General features: G+C 35.7%; 13 protein-coding genes and 3 pseudogenes. 9 read left to right on the top strand and 7 right to left on the bottom strand.

Translation table 11 applies throughout. From position 1 onward, the window contains the following. Positions 1 to 7: 7 nt before the first annotated feature. The 3 genes and pseudogenes from pgmB to msrA form a co-directional block, all read right to left on the bottom strand. Complete coding sequence (gene pgmB, locus GKR88_07270; GenBank protein QMU64107.1) at positions 8 to 691, bottom strand: beta-phosphoglucomutase; 684 nt, start codon at positions 689 to 691, stop codon at positions 8 to 10. Next, positions 684 to 2,185 (bottom strand): annotated as a pseudogene (locus GKR88_07265) (MFS transporter). Before GKR88_07265 ends, pgmB begins: the two are co-directional and overlap by 8 nt. A 361-nt stretch (positions 2,186 to 2,546) precedes the next feature. Beyond that, complete coding sequence (gene msrA / locus GKR88_07260) at positions 2,547 to 3,206, bottom strand: peptide-methionine (S)-S-oxide reductase MsrA (GenBank protein ID QMU64106.1); 660 nt, start codon at positions 3,204 to 3,206, stop codon at positions 2,547 to 2,549. A 140-nt stretch (positions 3,207 to 3,346) separates the two neighbouring features. Between msrA and dnaX the strand changes: the two genes are divergently transcribed. Continuing rightward, positions 3,347 to 5,032, top strand: a complete 1,686-nt coding sequence (gene dnaX / locus GKR88_07255; protein QMU64105.1) for a DNA polymerase III subunit gamma/tau — start codon at positions 3,347 to 3,349, stop codon at positions 5,030 to 5,032. 213 nt (positions 5,033 to 5,245) lie between these two features. On the opposite strand, the gene GKR88_07250 is transcribed toward dnaX, so the two are convergent. After that, on the bottom strand, positions 5,246 to 7,063 hold the full coding sequence (locus GKR88_07250; GenBank protein QMU64104.1) for a cell shape-determining protein: 1,818 nt from the start codon (positions 7,061 to 7,063) through the stop codon (positions 5,246 to 5,248). 130 nt (positions 7,064 to 7,193) lie between these two features. Between GKR88_07250 and GKR88_07245 the strand changes: the two are divergent. From GKR88_07245 to mnmE, 4 genes and pseudogenes are all read left to right on the top strand, one after another. Beyond that, positions 7,194 to 8,027 (top strand): annotated as a pseudogene (locus GKR88_07245) (universal stress protein). Further along, positions 8,028 to 10,220: pseudogene (locus tag GKR88_07240) on the top strand (SulP family inorganic anion transporter). Then, positions 10,221 to 10,802, top strand: a complete 582-nt coding sequence (locus GKR88_07235) for a tRNA 2-methylthio-N6-isopentenyl adenosine(37) hydroxylase MiaE (protein ID QMU64103.1) — start codon at positions 10,221 to 10,223, stop codon at positions 10,800 to 10,802. 67 nt (positions 10,803 to 10,869) lie between these two features. Then, positions 10,870 to 12,282: a tRNA uridine-5-carboxymethylaminomethyl(34) synthesis GTPase MnmE gene (mnmE, locus tag GKR88_07230; GenBank protein QMU64102.1), complete on the top strand. Its 1,413-nt coding sequence runs from the start codon at positions 10,870 to 10,872 to the stop codon at positions 12,280 to 12,282. A 395-nt stretch (positions 12,283 to 12,677) separates the two neighbouring features. On the opposite strand, the gene GKR88_07225 is transcribed toward mnmE, so the two are convergent. Next, positions 12,678 to 13,265, bottom strand: coding sequence for a hypothetical protein (locus GKR88_07225; GenBank protein QMU64101.1), 588 nt, complete (start codon positions 13,263 to 13,265; stop codon positions 12,678 to 12,680). A gap of 535 nt (positions 13,266 to 13,800) precedes the next feature. Here GKR88_07225 and GKR88_07220 point away from each other — a divergent pair. Genes GKR88_07220 through GKR88_07210 form a run of 3 tightly spaced genes read left to right on the top strand, consistent with a single transcriptional unit; the run spans position 13,801 to position 15,598 of the window. Then, a complete protein-coding gene (locus tag GKR88_07220; GenBank protein QMU64100.1) occupies positions 13,801 to 14,583 on the top strand; it encodes a hypothetical protein in 783 nt (260 codons plus the stop codon). After that, entirely contained in the window at positions 14,511 to 15,191 is a 681-nt protein-coding gene (locus GKR88_07215) for a hypothetical protein (GenBank protein ID QMU64099.1), read from the top strand. The genes GKR88_07220 and GKR88_07215 overlap by 73 nt, the downstream gene beginning before the upstream one ends. Further along, entirely contained in the window at positions 15,188 to 15,598 is a 411-nt protein-coding gene (locus tag GKR88_07210) for a hypothetical protein (GenBank protein QMU64098.1), read from the top strand. Before GKR88_07215 ends, GKR88_07210 begins: the two co-directional genes overlap by 4 nt. Before the next feature lie 250 nt (positions 15,599 to 15,848). On the opposite strand, the gene GKR88_07205 is transcribed toward GKR88_07210, so the two are convergent. Then, positions 15,849 to 16,091, bottom strand: a complete 243-nt coding sequence (locus tag GKR88_07205; GenBank protein ID QMU64097.1) for a hypothetical protein — start codon at positions 16,089 to 16,091, stop codon at positions 15,849 to 15,851. A gap of 2 nt (positions 16,092 to 16,093) precedes the next feature. Then, positions 16,094 to 16,294 (bottom strand): hypothetical protein, encoded by a 201-nt coding sequence (locus GKR88_07200; protein QMU64096.1) that lies wholly within the window; start codon positions 16,292 to 16,294, stop codon positions 16,094 to 16,096. A gap of 628 nt (positions 16,295 to 16,922) precedes the next feature. Here GKR88_07200 and GKR88_07195 point away from each other — a divergent pair. Then, positions 16,923 to 18,017: an IS4 family transposase gene (locus tag GKR88_07195; protein QMU64095.1), complete on the top strand. Its 1,095-nt coding sequence runs from the start codon at positions 16,923 to 16,925 to the stop codon at positions 18,015 to 18,017. Positions 18,018 to 18,060: the final 43 nt, after the last annotated feature.

The following is an 18,060-nucleotide window of genomic DNA, read 5'->3' as shown; positions in this document are numbered from 1 at the left end:
GTTTCTTTTACTTAAGTTGAGTAGTTACTTTTACTTCTTTTAAAATCAATTCGTCAATAATACCAGGTGTGATTTCCGTAAAGTTTTTAAAGACAAAATCTGCTTCATGCAGTATTTTTTTTTCTCCGATTCCGACAGCGATCATATTAGCAATATTGGCTGCCTGAATTCCTGCGATTGAATCTTCAAAAACAACACATTCTTCGGGTTTCGCTTTCAACAAATCGGCTGCTTTTAAAAACACTTCCGGATCAGGCTTTGCTTTGCTTACATCAGTACCGTCTACTACGGCGTCAAAAGAATTGTAGCGCTGTACTTTTTGTAAGATCATACGGGCATTCTTACTTGCCGAACCTAAAGCGATAGGCTGATGACAGGTAATCAGATAGTCTAAAATTTCAGGAACCCCGGGTAAAATTTCAGAGGCATCCATTTCATTGATATACCTCAAATAATCACCATTTTTCCTTGCTATGAGCTCCATAAACCGGTCTTTGGTCAATTCAATATCAGCCCAGTCCAAAATTTTTTCCAGAGATTGTACTCTGCTTACTCCTTTTAATTGCTCATTTTGCTCCTCTGTAAAATCCACACCAATACTATTCGCCAATTTTTTCCAGGCTGTGAAATGATATTTGGCTGTATCTACAATGACACCGTCCAGATCAAATATAAATGCTTTTTTATTCATTTGCTTTCGCTTCGTCATTCACTTTCAATGTCAACAAACCGGATAGTATCATGGATATTCCACCTACTACTAATGCATAAATTGGCTCACTGTCAAAAAATGTTACTAACGTAAATCCCAGTACGGATGCTGCCACAATTTGCGGAATGACAATGAAAAAATTGAAAACTCCCATATAGTATCCCATTTTATTTGAAGGCAACGATCCTGTCAACATAGCATAAGGTACAGACAATATACTTGCCCAGGCAATACCAACTCCAATCATGGATACCAGTAAGAAATCGGGGTTTGATATAAAATAGTAGGAAATCAGTCCTACTCCTCCTAATACCAAACAAATCAAATGAGCTATTTTTCTATTCGTCATTTTTGCTAAAACCGGAATCAAAAAGGCAACCCTAGCAGCTACTAAAAATTTGATTCCCATCAGAAATGCCACCCAGTCTGCTCCTTCATTATACAGTTCGGAAGTGGTATCGGATGTTCCATAAATATGACTTGTAACACCGGAAGTGGCATAAATCCACATAGAAAACATAGCAAACCAAGAAAAGAATTGCACATAAGCCAATTGCTTCATGGTTTTAGGCATTCCGAGCAGATCCGTCATAATAGTTATAAATCCGCTTTCTTTACTCGATTTTCTAAATTGACCGGCTAAAATAAACAATATCCCTACCAAACTAATTCCAACAGAAAGGATAAACAAATCCTTTTTGAGGTTGAAATATACCAGGGCCATAGTTGCTATTAAGCCAAATAATAACATAGCAAATCCAATATTAATTTGCCTTCTTGTAGTTACCTCTATTTGCAATTCCTGCTCTGATTCTTGTTCTGCTTCTTTTTCGAAAGCTTTAAACTCTTCGGGAGTATATCTTTGGATTTGATAACAGTCCATAAAATGGCTATTAAAAAGGCAACTGCACCTATATAAAAAGAATATTTTACCGTATCGGGAATCACTCCTTCGGAGGCTTCACTTGAGATGTCTGGTAAATTGGAAAACACCCAGGGCATTGCAGATCCTACAAATCTTCCGATACCTATAAAGAAACTCTGGGTAGCAAAGCCCAATGTTCTCTGATGATCAGGTAAATTATCTCCAACAAAAGCCCGAAAAGGTTCCATGGATATATTGATGGAAGCGTCCATGATCCACAAAATCCCAATAGCCATCCACAAAACCGGTGAATTAGGCATCAGACATAACGCAATAGAAGCCAATATGGCTCCTATCAAAAAATAAGGGCGTCTTCTCCCTAACTTGGGATGCCATGTCTTATCACTAAAATACCCAACAATAGGTTGTATGATTAATCCGGTAACCGGAGCAGCCAACCAGTAAACCGCTAACTCATCAATCCCTGCACCGAGCGTTTCAAATATTCTTGAAGTATTGGCATTTTGAAGAGCAAAACCAAACTGGATTCCCAAGAAACCAAAACTCATATTCCAAATTTCCCAGAAACGTAACGTACGCTTTTTCATTATCGTAATTTGTTGATTAATAATACGATAAGCGCTATGACTTATCAACTAATAATGCGTGGAATGAAATCTATTGATAAATCAGTTATGGGATAAAGATATCATTTTTTATGAAAGATTATAAAAAAATATAAAAAATTATTGGTTGAAGGTTAAAAGATTTAATGATTTCTTTTGAATATAGCTAAAGTAAATAAAATTAAAGACCTATTGATAATGGAACCAAGAACCATGACGGTCTTGATTCTTAATTCCAGTAGCGTAACGGTCTTAAAAAAAATGATTAAAAATTAGTACAAACAAGTTGAAAAGTTAGAAAGTTGAAAATTTCAAAGTTGTTGTTCTTATTCTAATTGACGTATCATTTTTTCAGTAACTGAGGATACTTCTTTTTAAATCTATTTAGCCTGGGAATAGAAACTGCTCTTACATAGGATTGGTTGGGGTTTCTTTTCTCATAATCTTGATGATATTCCTCGGCTTTATAGAATTGTGTATGCTTTTTAACTTCAGTAGTAATGTCACCACCATATACTTCTTTATTCAATTTCTCAATAATAGCTTCTATGGCTTTTTTTTCTGCATCATTACTATAGAAGGCAATGGATCTATACTGTGTTCCGTAATCCGGATGCTGCCCGTTTTTTGTCGTTGGATCATGAGAACCAAAAAACACAGTTAATAAGGTTTCAAAACTTACTTTTTTAGGATTGTAGTATACTGCTATGGTTTCGGCATGCCCCGTTCTTCCCGTTCCTATGGCCCGATAAGATGGGTTTTTTGTATGTCCGCCTGCATATCCTGATACTGCTTCGGTTACACCTGCTACACTTTCAAAAATAGCTTCTACACACCAAAAGCAACCACTGGCAAAATAGGCTACTTTTAGATCTTTACTATCTTGTATAACAATATTATGTTTTTGCTTATTTATGCTATTTTCTTCTTTTTTTGTAAATCCAAAACAAGAAACTAATAAGATAAGAGAAAATAAACTACCTGTTTTTTTTAATGTATTCATGTTGTATATGTTTTCACCTTTGGTCGAAAATACTATTCATTTTATACAATTGTTTACAACTTTAAAGGTTTCTTAAGAATCGCCATTGTAAAAATTAAAATAGATACTTACTTTTGTGATATCAAAGCTGTATCGTATTCATGGAGCATTTTGTTGTTTCGGCACGTAAATACAGGCCACAAAATTTTGAAGAGGTTGTTGGACAACAATCCATCACCAATACATTAGAAAATGCTATTAAAAATAGCCATTTGGCACAAGCTTTATTATTTACGGGGCCTCGCGGGGTCGGAAAAACATCTTGTGCCAGAATTCTTGCTAAAAGGATCAATCAGAAAGACAGTGCTTCGGAAGAAGATTTTGCGTTTAATGTTTTTGAATTAGATGCAGCTTCAAACAATTCGGTAGATGATATCAGAAGTCTTACGGAACAAGTTCGGATTCCTCCCCAAACAGGAAATTATAAAGTTTATATTATTGATGAAGTTCATATGCTTTCCCAAGCCGCTTTTAATGCTTTTCTGAAAACATTAGAAGAACCTCCGGCTCATGCCATTTTTATTTTGGCAACTACGGAAAAGCATAAAATCATCCCGACCATCTTATCTCGTTGCCAGATTTTTGATTTTAAAAGGATTGCTGTTGCAGACATAAAGCATTATTTAAAAAAAATATGTAAAGAAGAAAACATCACAGCAGAAGATGATGCCCTGCACATCATTGCTCAAAAAGCCGACGGGGCTATGCGGGATGCACTCTCTACCTTTGACCGTATCATTAGTTTTTCAGGGAATCGCCTCACCCGGGAAGCCGTAACTCAGAACTTACATGTGTTGGATTATGATACTCTTTTTGAGATGACCAATTTGTTGCTGGATAATAATATTCCTCAGGTACTTACTTATTTTAACGACATCCTTTCAAAAGGTTTTGAGGGACACCATTTCATGAATAGTCTGGCATCTCATTTTAGGGATCTTCTGGTTACAAAAGATAAAATTACCATTGAACTGTTAGAAGTGAGTGATGATGCCAGGAAAAAATACCTGGAGCAATCCTCAAAAGCAAGTCTTTCTTTTTTGATGCAGGCTATTGACAAGGCCAATACATGCGATCTGAATTACAGAGCAAGTAAAAATCAACGATTATTAGTTGAACTTAGCTTAATGCAAATTGCCTCCATCACTTTTGACGGAGAAAAAAAAAAGTCGACTGACTATATAATTCCTTCTACATTTTTTACATCGCTTTCGTCGCCTAAAAAATCCGGGCACAAAACCCGGGAAGTTGTTACGGAAAAAATACAGGTTCGGAAAGAAGAAAAAGCAATTCTTAAGGAAAAACCCAAGCCTGTTTTAAAAAATGTACAACGCCGCCCTTCTGCTTTTTCTCTAAAAAGTGTACACGAAAAGAACGTTCTTAAAAAGAAGGCTGCTCAAGAAAAGGAAGGACATCATTCAAAGGAGCCATTTACCCAAGAAAAATTGCAAGCATTCTGGAAAAAATACCATCGAAAATTGCAAGATAAAGGAGAAAAAAATACTGCCTCCATTCTCGCAATTGATACTCCTGTCCTAAAAGAAGGCTTTAAAATTCAGTTTACTTTACCCAGCAAATTAATGGAAGAGCAATTAAAAGAAGCTTGTCCAAAACTTTTAAAATATTTACGTAAATCTTTAAACAACAACGAAATTCACCTGGAAATGCTTGTAAAAGAATCCTTAAAAAAGAAATTTGCGTATACCCCTCAGGAAAAATACAACAAACTCAAAGAGAAAAATCCGATGATTGAGAAATTAAAAGAGACTTTTCAACTGGATTTGTAATGCTGCTTTTTTATTTTTAATGAATTGAAAGACTCAAAAATCGAAAAATTAAAGAATTTTCAAAATGTTCTAATAATTCTTTTTAGACACCTAAACAGACATTTAAAGGTAATTTCTACTTTCCTTAAAAAGCAATGCTGTTTCCTTCGGTGTTCAAAAACCATCAACCAAAAACTAGCTTTCAACTCTGAAACCGTACTACTTCCTCGCAGGTTATATCTGATCTCCTATATAAACCAATGTGGCTTTCTCCACAGATAGTTCTTTCAATTCAAACTCGGCCAACAGGTAAATATTTTTATCCTGAGTGATCACAAAAAGCGGTACGGATTCTAATTTTGCATGCAATTTTTCCAGATGACTGCGATATTCTTCTTCGGAATGAATGGGAATCTCGTAAATATCAGGAAAATCCCTGACGGCTTCGCTTAAATTGATATAATCGTCTCGCGGGGAGAAAAAGATATGTTTCTTTGCAAAATCTTTATTTTTTACTTCCTCTGCCGTTACCAAACGAAAAGATCCGTGCTCGCCAAATGCTTTGGAAAGGTGTTTAATTGCATATTCATTTACGGCATCACTCCCTGTTATGGCAATTAAATAGCCGATATCATTCAGTTCGATATTATTGGTTAGATCATCATCATAAATATTAAATTCATAAGCTTCTAAACCCTCACTATTTGCCTGCTCTACAAACTCCTTATTAGCATCTATCAACACCACTCTTTTTTCAAACTTTTGTAAGTAATCGGCAATGAGCCTTGAAGGTTTTGAAGCTCCAACCATTAATATTCCATTGGAATTTTTGAGAAATACGCCTACTATTTTTGCAAATAACCGGGCAGTAGTTGCATTTAAAAGTACAGTTCCTAAAACAATCATAAACACCAAAGGAGTAATGTATTCTGCTCCTGCAACACCTTGCTTTAAAAGTTTACTCCCAAAAAGTGATGCAATACCTGCAGCTACTATCCCTCTTGGCCCTACCCAACTCACAAAAAGTTTTTCGTTGAGCTTCAAATTTGATTTATAGGTACTCAAAAACACGGCTAACGGTCGTACTAAAAAAACCACCAAAACAAATAACAATCCCGTTTTCCACGTATACAGCAACAACAAATCTGCCATATTGATATTTGCCGCCAATAAAATAAACAGGATAGAAATCAGTAAAACGCTCAATGATTCTTTAAAATACAACAATTCTTTTAAGTTCTTAAGTTTTCCGTTTCCTAAAACCATTCCCATGACCACTACTGCCAGTAAACCTGATTCATGGGCAAAAATTTCAGATTCTACAAAAACCAACAGCACTGCCGAAAGAGAAACCACATTTAAAAGGTAATGTGGTATCCATTTTTTGTTGATGACAAATGCCAATGCGTGCGCAAATGTAAATCCAAAAGAAGTTCCGAATAATACTATTTTTCCAAACTCTGTCAGTGCCGTTATAGTAAAACCGCTCCTACCGCCTGCACTAATAAACTCAAAAACAAGTACGGCAACCAAAGCACCAATAGGATCTATCAGAATTCCTTCCCATTTTAAGACAGTTGAAACATCTTTTTTTAAAGGAATATTTCTCAAAATGGGAGTGATCACAGTAGGACCGGTAACGATAATCAATCCGGAAAACAAAAATGACAGCTCCCATGCCAAGTCAAAAATATAATGTGCTAAGATCGCTGCTCCGAAAAAAGTAACAGCAGAGCCCAAAGTGATCAATTTTGTAATCACCGGGCCTACATTTATAATCTCACTTCTTTTTAATGTCAGTCCTCCTTCAAAAAGAATGATACTAATAGCCAGTGAAACAAAATAATACAAGCCTTCACCTGGAAATAATCCTTTTTCTCCATTCCAGACAGGCTCAATGTATTTAGATCCGTCATCGGTTAAAAACTCCGCAGCAATCGGTCCTACAAGCAAACCAATTAAGATTAAAGGTAAGATTGCCGGTATTTTAAACCGCCATGCTACCCACTGGGCTAATATCCCTAAAATCACAATTCCGGAAAGTGCTAACATATCCTAAGCTTAAAGAATCCAAAATACAAAAAATCAAATTTACAAGTGGGACAAAAAACTAATTTTATTATTTTTTTAGCTTTACATGAAAGTTATTATCTTGTACACTCAAGTATAATCAATTAACCAATTGCAAAACATACATAAAATACTTATCGGAGTTGCTTTTTCTCCCAACCTGCAACCTAATATTTATGAAGCCGTCCGGTTAGCCAATATGTTTGACTGTGAACTGGTTGGGGTTCATGTTGGTGAAAAGTCCGACTACAAAGAGAAACGCTTACAAGAAGTTATTGACAGAGCTCCGCCCTTGAAAAAAACCATGAAAACGTTTTGGCAAAAAGGAAAACCTGTTAAAGTCATCCTGGAAACCTGCCGTAAAGAGTCCATAGATCTTTTAATATTAGGAGCATTACAGCAATAAAACCTGTACAAGTACTACGTAGGATCGGTAGCCAGAGAGTTGACAAGAAAAGCACCCTGTTCCGTACTACTGCTCATCAAGCCCTCCGTGGAGAGAGTAAAATGCAAACATATAGTGGTAAACGGACTAAAAGATACAAAAACCAAAGAAACCATTGAAGCCGCTTTTGCGGTTTCTACATACCTGGGATGTAAAAGAGTAACGATTGTAGAAGAGATCAGTCAAAAAGAAATTGAAGTAACAGTTTCTGATGATACCTCTTTGAGAAAAGCAACTATTCAAAGAGAAAAGCTAAAACGAAGAGAAGATTCCAGGGTTCAAAAAATTCTTGAGAACATCCGTACGGATGGCATTACCGTAAAAATGCAAAGTATTTTTGGCAGACGCGGTTATTCAATTGGGCATTATGCCAAAGTAAAAAGGGCTGATCTTTTAATCATGAATGCTCCTGACAAAACAAGATTAACAGACCGGATATTTCCGCATGATCTGGAATATATTTTATCGGGACTACCCACGGATGTCCTAATTGTAAAATAAATGAGTACAAAGAGTTCAATAAAAGCATTTACGCAGGAGCTTCCTAAAAATATTTTTTCGGGGTTTGTGGTCTCTTTAGTAGCGCTCCCTCTCGGTTTGGGATTGGCGTTGGCTTCGGGTGCTCCGCCCATTTCCGGTATCATAGCTGCCATTGTCGGAGGTGTGGTCTGTGCTGTTTTAGGAGGGTCAAATGTAACTATTACAGGACCTGGCAACGGCCTGGTGGTAGTGGTACTAAGTGCTATTACTGTCCTGGGAGGAGGTGACATGTATCAAGGATATCTGTTTACTCTTGCGGCCATTATCATTTCCGGAATCCTCATGTTTGTACTTGGCGTATTCCGGCTTGGAACGCTCAGTAATTTTTTCCCTTCTTCTGCTATCCAGGGAATGCTGGCAGCTATTGGAATCGGGATCTTTGCAAAACAAATTCACGTAATGTTAGGGGATATTCAAACAAAAGGTTCTATTGTTGCGCTTTTGTATCGCATTCCCGAAAATGTATTGAACTATATACAAACCTATAATGAAAGTGTTTTTTATGCAGGTTCCGTAGGAATCATCAGTTTGCTGATTATGATTTTCTACAGTAAGATCCGAAACAAATATTTCCAGTTGATTCCCGCTCCAATGTGGATTGTTTTCTTTAGTATTGGTCTCTATTATTATTTTGACATCGTTTCTTCCAGACCTTACCCTATTGAAGAAACTCTTTTGATTCGTTTGCCGGATACCCTTTTCTGAACATTTCCGCAACCCGATTTCAACAAACTTTTTGATTATAATTTTTTGAGTGCAGTAATTGCTATTACGCTGATTGCCAGTATCGAATCTTTATTAAGTATCAAAGCGGTAGATAAATTAGATCCTGAAAAAAGACGCTCAAATATCAATAAAGACATCAGGGCGTTGGGTATTGCAACAGTTATCAGCGGTTTTTTGGGAGGTTTAAATGTGGTTACCGTAATAGCGCGTAGTTCCGTAAATGTAAATAACAGAGGAAGCAACCGCTCCGCCAATTTCGCACATGCCGTCTTTTTGATTTTATTCATTTTGTTATTTGCCGGCGAGCTACGGCGTATTCCCCTTTCGGCACTGGCAGCCATATTGGTCTATACCGGATATAAGCTGGCTTCACCTGAAAACATTCGAAAAACATTTAGAGTAGGTTCGGAACAATTGATTATTTTTTTAGTAACCCTCATCGTTACCATCGTTACCAGTTTAATTACGGGAATTCTTGTGGGAATCCTGACCACTTTTATTATTCATGTGATCATCAACAAAAGTCCGGGGCTGTTTATCGCAAATATATTCAAGCCCAATGTACTGATGTTTAAAGATGGGGATACCTACTATGTAAGTGTTGATAATTTTTCCAGTTTTCTAAACTATATAAAACTCAAATCCAAACTGGATCAAATTCCCGAAAGCGAAGATGTGATCATCGATTTTTCTATGTGTGAGTTTGTAGACCACTCCGTGATGGAAAATATCAACAGTTACAGTGAACGTTTTAAGCGCAAAGGAGGACATTTTGAAGTAGTTGGCCTGGACGGATACAGATCGGGAAGTCAACACCCGTTTGCCCTGAGAAAATTTGTGATGGGCAAACCAAAAGAAAAAGTACCTGCCTTAACCAAAAGGCAAAAATCCCTGCATACGATTAGTGAAGAGTTGCACTGGAGTTACGAATCCGATTACAAAGAAGAGCTGACAGAGCTTCTCGAATTCGGCTATTTCAAAACCCGGCAGATCGATAAGGTTTCCAATATGCTTACCAACGGGCAATGTACTTTATTTGATATTGATTTTTCGGAGGGTGAATTGATCGCCAAACAAAAAATCAAAGCAACCATGCTCCACATTAAACTGGAAAAGCAAATCCCTGAGTTCACACTGGATCGTGAAGGAATTTTTGAATACATCATCCATTTTGCAGGTTTTAAAGATATAAATATCGATCATCATCCCGATTTCTCCAAACGTTTCTACCTTTCGGGAAAAAATGAGGAAAAAATTCGAAAATTCTTTACCGACGAACTCATTTTGTTTTTTGAAAGTAATCCGTATTATCACATCGAATCAAACGAAAGAGGCTTATTGATCATTGGCAATGAACGACTGGGAGGTGTCAAAGAAATCAAAGCCATGTCAGACTTTGGAATTCGACTCACTCAAATTATCTCTTAAATGTTAGGACTCAAATTTGAAACGGCAACTTCTTGGGTTGAAGTAGCGCAAAACGGACTGCAACAACTCATGACCGACCATGCTTTTGCAGAACAAAAAGCAGCATCTAACGCTGTTTCCATTATCATCAACTATTCCGAAAAAACCGAATTGGTAGCAGCGATGAGTGCTATTGCCATAGAAGAAATGGAGCATTTTAGAATGGTACATCAACTCATGGTCAAAAGAGGTTTTGTACTGGGCAGGGATCGATCTAATGACTATGCAAAAAAACTACACCGTTTCTTTCCAAAAACCAAAGACAGAAACGATGCCCTCATTCAGCGTTTACTGGTAGCAGCCCTCATTGAAGCCAGAAGTTGTGAGCGTTTCAAGGTGTTTTCAGAAAATATAGAAGATGAGGAACTCTCTAAATTCTACAAAGAGCTGATGGTTTCCGAAGCAAATCATTACACGGTGTTTTTCGGTTTTGCACGCCAATATCAGGACAAGAAAACCGTACATGAAAAATGGAATTCTTTACTGAATTTTGAAGCAGAAATTATGAAAGAAAAAGGGACGATTGCGAAAGTACACGGATAAACCTGAAAACCCGGAGCTTGAAACCTTTCAATCTTTAAACTTTCCAACTTTCAACTATATTTGCAGCATGATTCCAGATGATCCTATTATTGCATTGGCTACCTCTTCGGGTGTTGGTGCCATTGCTGTAATTCGCCTTTCCGGAAAAGGGGTGATCCCTGTGGTTTCCAAATTGTTTCAATCTGTTCGGAATAAAGATCTTAACAAGCAAAAAACCCATACTGTTCTTTTGGGGCATGTTCTTAATAAAGGCCGGATGATAGATGAAGTACTGGTAACTGTTTTCAGAGCTCCGCATTCTTATACCGGCGAAGATACCGTAGAAATTTCATGTCACGGATCGAGTTTTATACAGCATGAAATCATTCGTCTTTTTTTAGAAAACGGTTGCAGGATGGCAACTCACGGTGAGTTTACCATGCGTGCTTTTTTGAATGGGAAAATGGATCTTTCCCGGGCAGAGGCCGTTGCGGATGTAATTGCTTCCGATTCTGCGGCTTCTCATCAGGTAGCCATCCGGCAAATGCGGGGAGGTATTGCCCGTGAATTGCAGGTATTACGAGGTCAGTTATTAGATTTTGCAGCATTGATAGAATTGGAACTGGATTTTTCCGGCGAAGATGTGGAATTTGCAAACAGAGCCCAATTTCAAGAGCTGGTTATCAAAATACGCTCGGTCTTAAAACGACTTACAGATTCTTTTGCCTTTGGAAATGCTGTGAAAAACGGAATTCCGGTAGCCATTATAGGCGCGCCTAATGTAGGGAAATCTACCCTGTTGAATGCGCTGTTGAATGAAGAAAAAGCCATTGTTTCCGATATTGCCGGAACCACCAGAGATGCTATTGAAGATGAAATAAACATAGAAGGGGTTCGATTTCGGTTTACAGACACCGCGGGCATCCGTGAAACCAAAGATGCGGTTGAAAGTATAGGTATACAAAAAGCTTATGAAAAAGCAGAGAATGCGCAGTTGATTATTTTCCTCACTAATTCAGAAAAGTTTAAAGTTCAAGGTTCAAGGTTCAAGGTTCAAGGTTTGAAGTTTAAGGATGAGATTAAGGAAATTAAAAATCGTTTTCCAAACAAACGTTTACTTGTCATAGCCAATAAGGTAGATTTGCTGTCCGGGGAAGAGAAGTTACGCCTCACTGCCGAATTTCCCGGTATTCTTTTACTTTCCGCAAAAGAAAATATGGGGATAGATACATTAAAATCCGAATTAACCTCATTGGTAGATATGGGAGCATTGAGCAATAATGAAACCATTGTAACCAACTCACGTCATTTTGAGGCTTTGAACCATGCACTTACGGCCATTAGCTCTGTTCAAAAAAGCATTGACCGGAACATCTCTACCGATTTATTTGCTATTGACATTCGCGAATGTCTTCGCCACCTGGGAACCATTACCGGCGACTATGATGTGGACAAAGATATACTGGGGCATATTTTTTCGAATTTTTGTATCGGGAAGTAATGATTATCAATTAGTTACGAGATTTACCACGATACCTCACTATATCCTGATTGAGATCAATAAGTTATAAAATACCCTATTTTATTTGATAAGAAACAGGATATGATATACCTAGTTTTTACCACATTTACTGTAAAAGTATTTTTTTAGTAACAAATGTGGTAGCATCTTAACTAATAAATTAGGTCCCCTGAGCAAGCTACTATCGAACCGTAACTTTTTGTTTTTTTATTGGGTACTTTACTAAATCTGTAGTTTTTTGAGCTTCTCTTCCCAATCTTTTTCTTTTCACGATTAAATTTTTGTTGAATGAACTGCTCGCTTATAACTTCTAGTTCTTCATTAGAGGTATTACTTTTTGTGTATTTTTCTATACCATTCATCATCACATTTAGTTATGCGTTGTAATATTTCATAAAACTTGTTCTTAATGTTTCTAGACAACGTTGCTTTCGTTTTCTTAGGGTTTGGTCAGATTCTCTAGACATTATTGCAATTTTATTTAAAGGGATTTTGTTGTAATAGTAATTCTTTAATAGTTGTTGGCATTTTTCACTAAGCATATCCCATACTTTATTGAGATAATCTAATAACAATTCGTTACTTTCCATTTTGTTCTCAGTTAAGATATGATTAATATTTTCCAAAGAGGTTTCTTTGGTTTTAAAAGTATCTAATAATACTTGACTTGCCATTTGTGTAAATAGGAAGCGCATATTACCATAGGTTATCTTTCCGCCTAGGAGTCTTATTCTAAACTGTAATAAAGTATCCATGGTAACATCATAAGCTTGGGCATAGTGTACTTTATAGCGATGCATTAAATAGGTAATGGTCTCTTCAAATTGAGATAGAAATATCTTTTCAAACAAAGTTTCATTTCCCATTTTCATGTCTTCAAGCATGATTTCAAACTCCAATTGAGTCAATCCAAAATTTTTAAACGCTACTGTTTGATTTTTGTTTGGTAGGGGCAATTTCATAAGTATATAATACACTAAAGTAATATTTATTTTATTAACCGGTATTATGCACTCAATGGTATCGTATTTCGAATTTTAACAAAAAAACTGTGATAACCTCTATTTTTTAACGTTTGTCAACATTTGTATCTGGTTTTGAGGTTAAAACAGATAGCCTAAAGCAAATTGATATTAATTTATTTAAAGCATTGAAAACCATAAAATTATAAGGTTTTAACATCAATATTTCTTTAAATTTTATTGTGTAATACCAGTTATTAAATAAAAGTAGGCAAAAGTGACATTTTTTTTTGTCACGTTTTTACTTACATAGAGTTATAAAGAAAATTATTTTTACTTACATAGAGTTATAAAGAAAATTAAATGTTTAATCAACGAAGTATGAAATCTTTAAAAAGTAAATATGAGGTACTAATTATACAAAATCTGTTAAAACAACAATAAAAGGAGAAGAATTTGACCCGAAAACTCCCTAATAACAAAGTAGGGCATCATTAAAATCTAATTTATTATGTTTAAAAGACCTTTATTATTTATGATAATATCAGCAATGATAATATCAAGTTGTTCTAAGAAAGATAACATCATTTTTGCTGATGATGCATCAAGTCAAGTAGGTATGGAAATTTCAGCCGTAGGCTTTTCTGATGCAAATGCAGCATCTGGAAGATCAGCCAGATCTGCAAATGATGTGTCATGGAATCATATCTTTGGGGGTTCCAGTACATTAACGTTTATTAATACCTCCACGGTTAATAGTATTGATAGTACTTTCACCATAGATATGGCAGATTTTGCTACCAACGGATTGACAAAAACCTTTATCAATGGTCAGTACGATGTATCTTTAAGTATGGGCGAAAATACTCCGGTACCGTATGTACCTGTCTATGCTTCTGAGAGTTTTACTTTAAGTGATGATATGACACTAGTTCTTACTGCCAATACCACTTACGGAATGGTATTGCTTGACCCTTATTTGATTGATAACAGTGTAACTCCAACTTTTACTGTAGATGGTACGGATTATGACTTTTCATTAGATCAAGCTCAAGGATTTTATTATCTCTACATACCCGGTGGTACTACAGGAGATATTGAGATAAAAGAAAGTTTGTTTGGACAAACATTAACTAATGAGGTAAGTATTACAACCACTACTATAAATGCCTTGAAGTTGGTTCCAGTTACCTCAGACGTAAATGTATCTCTCACCTTAGTGCCTTTTACCATTGAGTCTGAAGACTGGAATGTAAACGCGCCTGTAGGAGGTATTACTCCTTCCCTAGTATTTTTACAAATAGTAGTCAGTATTTAGGAAGTTCAACTAGCCATTCTGTCGCTTTAGGAGATTTAGATGGAGACGGTGATTTAGATGCGTTTATTGCCAATTTACTTAACCAACCTAATAAAGTTTGGTTGAATGACGGTAGTGGTAACTTTACAGATAGTGGTCAATCGCTGGGGAATTCTTCAAGCAGCACTATTGCCCTTGGAGACTTGGACGGAGATGGTGATTTAGATGCTTTTGTAGCGAACACCTACAACTCCTTTACCAATGCAGATGCAGAACCTAATAAAGTTTGGGTTAATAATGGAGACGGAACTTTCACTGATAGTGGACAGTTATTGGGAGGAAATGCGTATAGTGAAGATGTCTCCCTAGCTGATCTAGATGGAGACGGTGATTTAGACGCATATATAGCTAATTCTATTAATCAAACAAATAAGTTATGGCTGAACGACGGTAGTGGTAACTTTACGGATAGCGGACAGTCTCTTGGAAATAGTAGTAGTTACGGAATCTCTCTTGATGATTTGGATGCAGACGGAGATATAGATGCCTTTGTAGTGAATCATTTTGTATCTAGTAAAGTTTGGCTCAATAATGGTAATGGTGATTTACAGATAGTGGTCAATCGTTGAGAAGCACGGCATTTGGCAATATATCTTTGGGTGATGTGGATGGAGATGGTGATTCAGATGCTATGATAGTTAGTTTTAGTAATAATACCTCAAGTTCAATTTGGATTAATAATGGATCAGGTTCTTTTTCAGATAGTGGTCAATCTATATTAACAAATGCAAGAACTACATGTATTATCCTTGCTGACTTGGATGGCGATGGCGATTTAGATGCCTTTATATCAAGATTTAACGGTGACTCTAATAAAGTCTTTTTCAACGATGGTACTGGAATTTTATCGGATAGTGGTCAATCCTTAGGAAGTGGATTTAGCTATGACGTTTCTTTGGGTGATTTAGACGGGGATGGCGACCTAGACGCATTTATAACTAATAATGGAGCTAACACAGTCTGGATCAATAATTAAAAAACTCTTTCCTTTAGGAAGTGTTAATCTTTGAGTGCAAATAAAAAAGAGTTACAAAATATTTTGTAACTCTTTGATTTTCTGAGCTCCCCCTCTTAGTCAATTATCTGACCACATAGATTTGAATTTCAAAGAGTTAGTTGTTTTTTATGCCCTTTTGTTTTTATTTACCTTGCCTTGACTCTAAAGGACTTGTATCTGTCAGCTTCTTAATTTGTCTTTTTATCGGGCATTTATTTATATACCTACTTTATTCCTGATGATCTGAAATATCAGTCACAATGAAATCTTCACCGTCAAACACACCGATAGCCCTATATTTTCGAGTGATGCGGAAGTAATATTTACCCTCGGTATAAGGTTTCCTTTTCTTAAACTGTACGGCTTTAAGTTGATCCTTTTTCAAATACTCTTTAGCTTTCTTATAGCGAGAGATTAGATTTCGTTTTTGGAGATAATCAAGAACCTGCTTGTCTAATTCATAGACATTCATAATCAAAGATTAAGCATGTCTGATTTAGGAGTTTTAAGAGCTTTCTCCATGCGTTTTTTTTGGGAATTGGTTAACTCCGTTTCATCAAGTGGTAGTAGTGTGCCATAGCCAAATTTTTCAAATAAAAACTCAGCTAGTTCTTCAAATGAAGCAAAAGCAGTTTTTTTAATTTTTCCACTATCTTTAATCGTTATAATTGTCATCACGCTTTATTTATCTCAAAGATAGCAAAAATCAAACCAACTTCTTTGGTAGAAGATATGAAAATATTTGACTGGAATTCAGATATTCATTTTAAATATTTTCGCGCAAGATTGCTTCTACTATAGCCAAATCAAAATAACTTGGTATAAATTAAGGTCTTTAAATAAATTTTAAACAAGATCGCTACGCTACTGGAATTAAGTATTAAGACAGTGTTGATTCTTGACTCTAAAATCAGTAGTACTTTAAATGATGACATTTTATATTGGTCTGGCTATAGAAAAAATTCTATGTTTTTTATCCTCTAATATCAATAAGTATTGACCCTTAAAATGACTTGGGAATTGTATAAATCATTCAAATAATCAAAAACAAAAATTCAAATTTGAATTAATTTTTGAAAGGCTTTTGAATTTTAAAGTTTTATTATGCTGAATAAGTCATAAGGTGCCTTTCATTTGTGAAACTGCTATTTATTGAGCTCTGTAAATATCAATAATATTATATTTGTCTTTAGTACATGACAAAAAATATAATTAATTGATTATCAGTAAATTAAATGTTAAATAATTAAAATAAAGCATTGATTTTCAGTATATTAGAAGAATAACATCACTCATTTTTCTAATGAAAAAAACCAATGCTTCCACTAAAAGTAGTGAATTAAATTCAGTTTTAAGTTCTCATTTCCAAGGTAAGATCAATTTGGCAAGAATCAAACTCATATCACATTTCATTATCGCCCTCTGTAAGGTACAGACAGTTACCTTTGAAAAGGTAGCCAACGCTTTTGAGACCTCAGTAGATTCGAAGTCATCACTCAGACGTATTCAAAGATTTATTGCTGATTATTCGTTGGATGGAGATTTGATCGCTCGTCTTATATTTAGTCTCCTTCCTAAGCAAGAGGGATTGATCTTGAGTATTGATAGGACCAATTGGAAGTTTGGTCAGACCAACATCAACATTTTTAAGTTGGGAGTTGTCTATAAAGGTGTTGCCTTCCCATTGTTATTTACTATGTTAGATAAGCCAGGGAACTCTAACAGTCAGGAGCGTATTGATCTTGTGAATCGTTTCATAAGACTTTTTGGCAAAGATGTTATTAAATCCATTGTAGCCGATAGAGAGTTTGTAGGTAATCATTGGTTGGATTTCTTGAATACAAATGGAATCAAATATTATATCCGCATTCGAAACAACTTTAAGGTAGAGCTTCCTGATAAGAACAAAACCATCAAAGTATTTCACTTGTTTAATCCACATAAGATCAATGAGTTTGTGTATTATCCTAAAATTGTACGTGTTAATGGTCAGCTTTGTTTCCTTTCCGGATGCAAGTTGTACCCAAAAAATGGAAAGCCTGATTTCTTAATCATTGTATCGTTCAACGCTCCTGATAAGGCCTTTGAACAATACAAAGAACGATGGCAGATAGAGATGTGTTTTAAAGCAATGAAAGCCAGTGGCTTTGATATTGAAAACACACACCTGCAAGATATTAAGCGTATTGAAAAATTAGTACTGTTTGTAATGATGGCTTTCGTATGGTGTTACAAAGTTGGTATATATTTACATCAGATTAAGCCTATCAAAATAAAAAAGCATGGAAGAATGGCTAAAAGCATATTCAAATATGGATTAGATTATATCGCTTCTGTGCTATTAAACCCTGTAAATCAAAACAATATGAACTTGACTAAATTTTTGTCATGTACTTAGATATTTGTCATTAAATTTTCAAACCTTTTCATGTGATTTTTTG

Source organism: Flavobacteriaceae bacterium, from assembly GCA_014075215.1.
GTDB lineage: Bacteria > Bacteroidota > Bacteroidia > Flavobacteriales > Flavobacteriaceae > Polaribacter.
The sequence above is the reverse complement of the archived record's forward strand: the minus strand, read 5'-3'. Positions and strand labels throughout refer to the sequence as shown.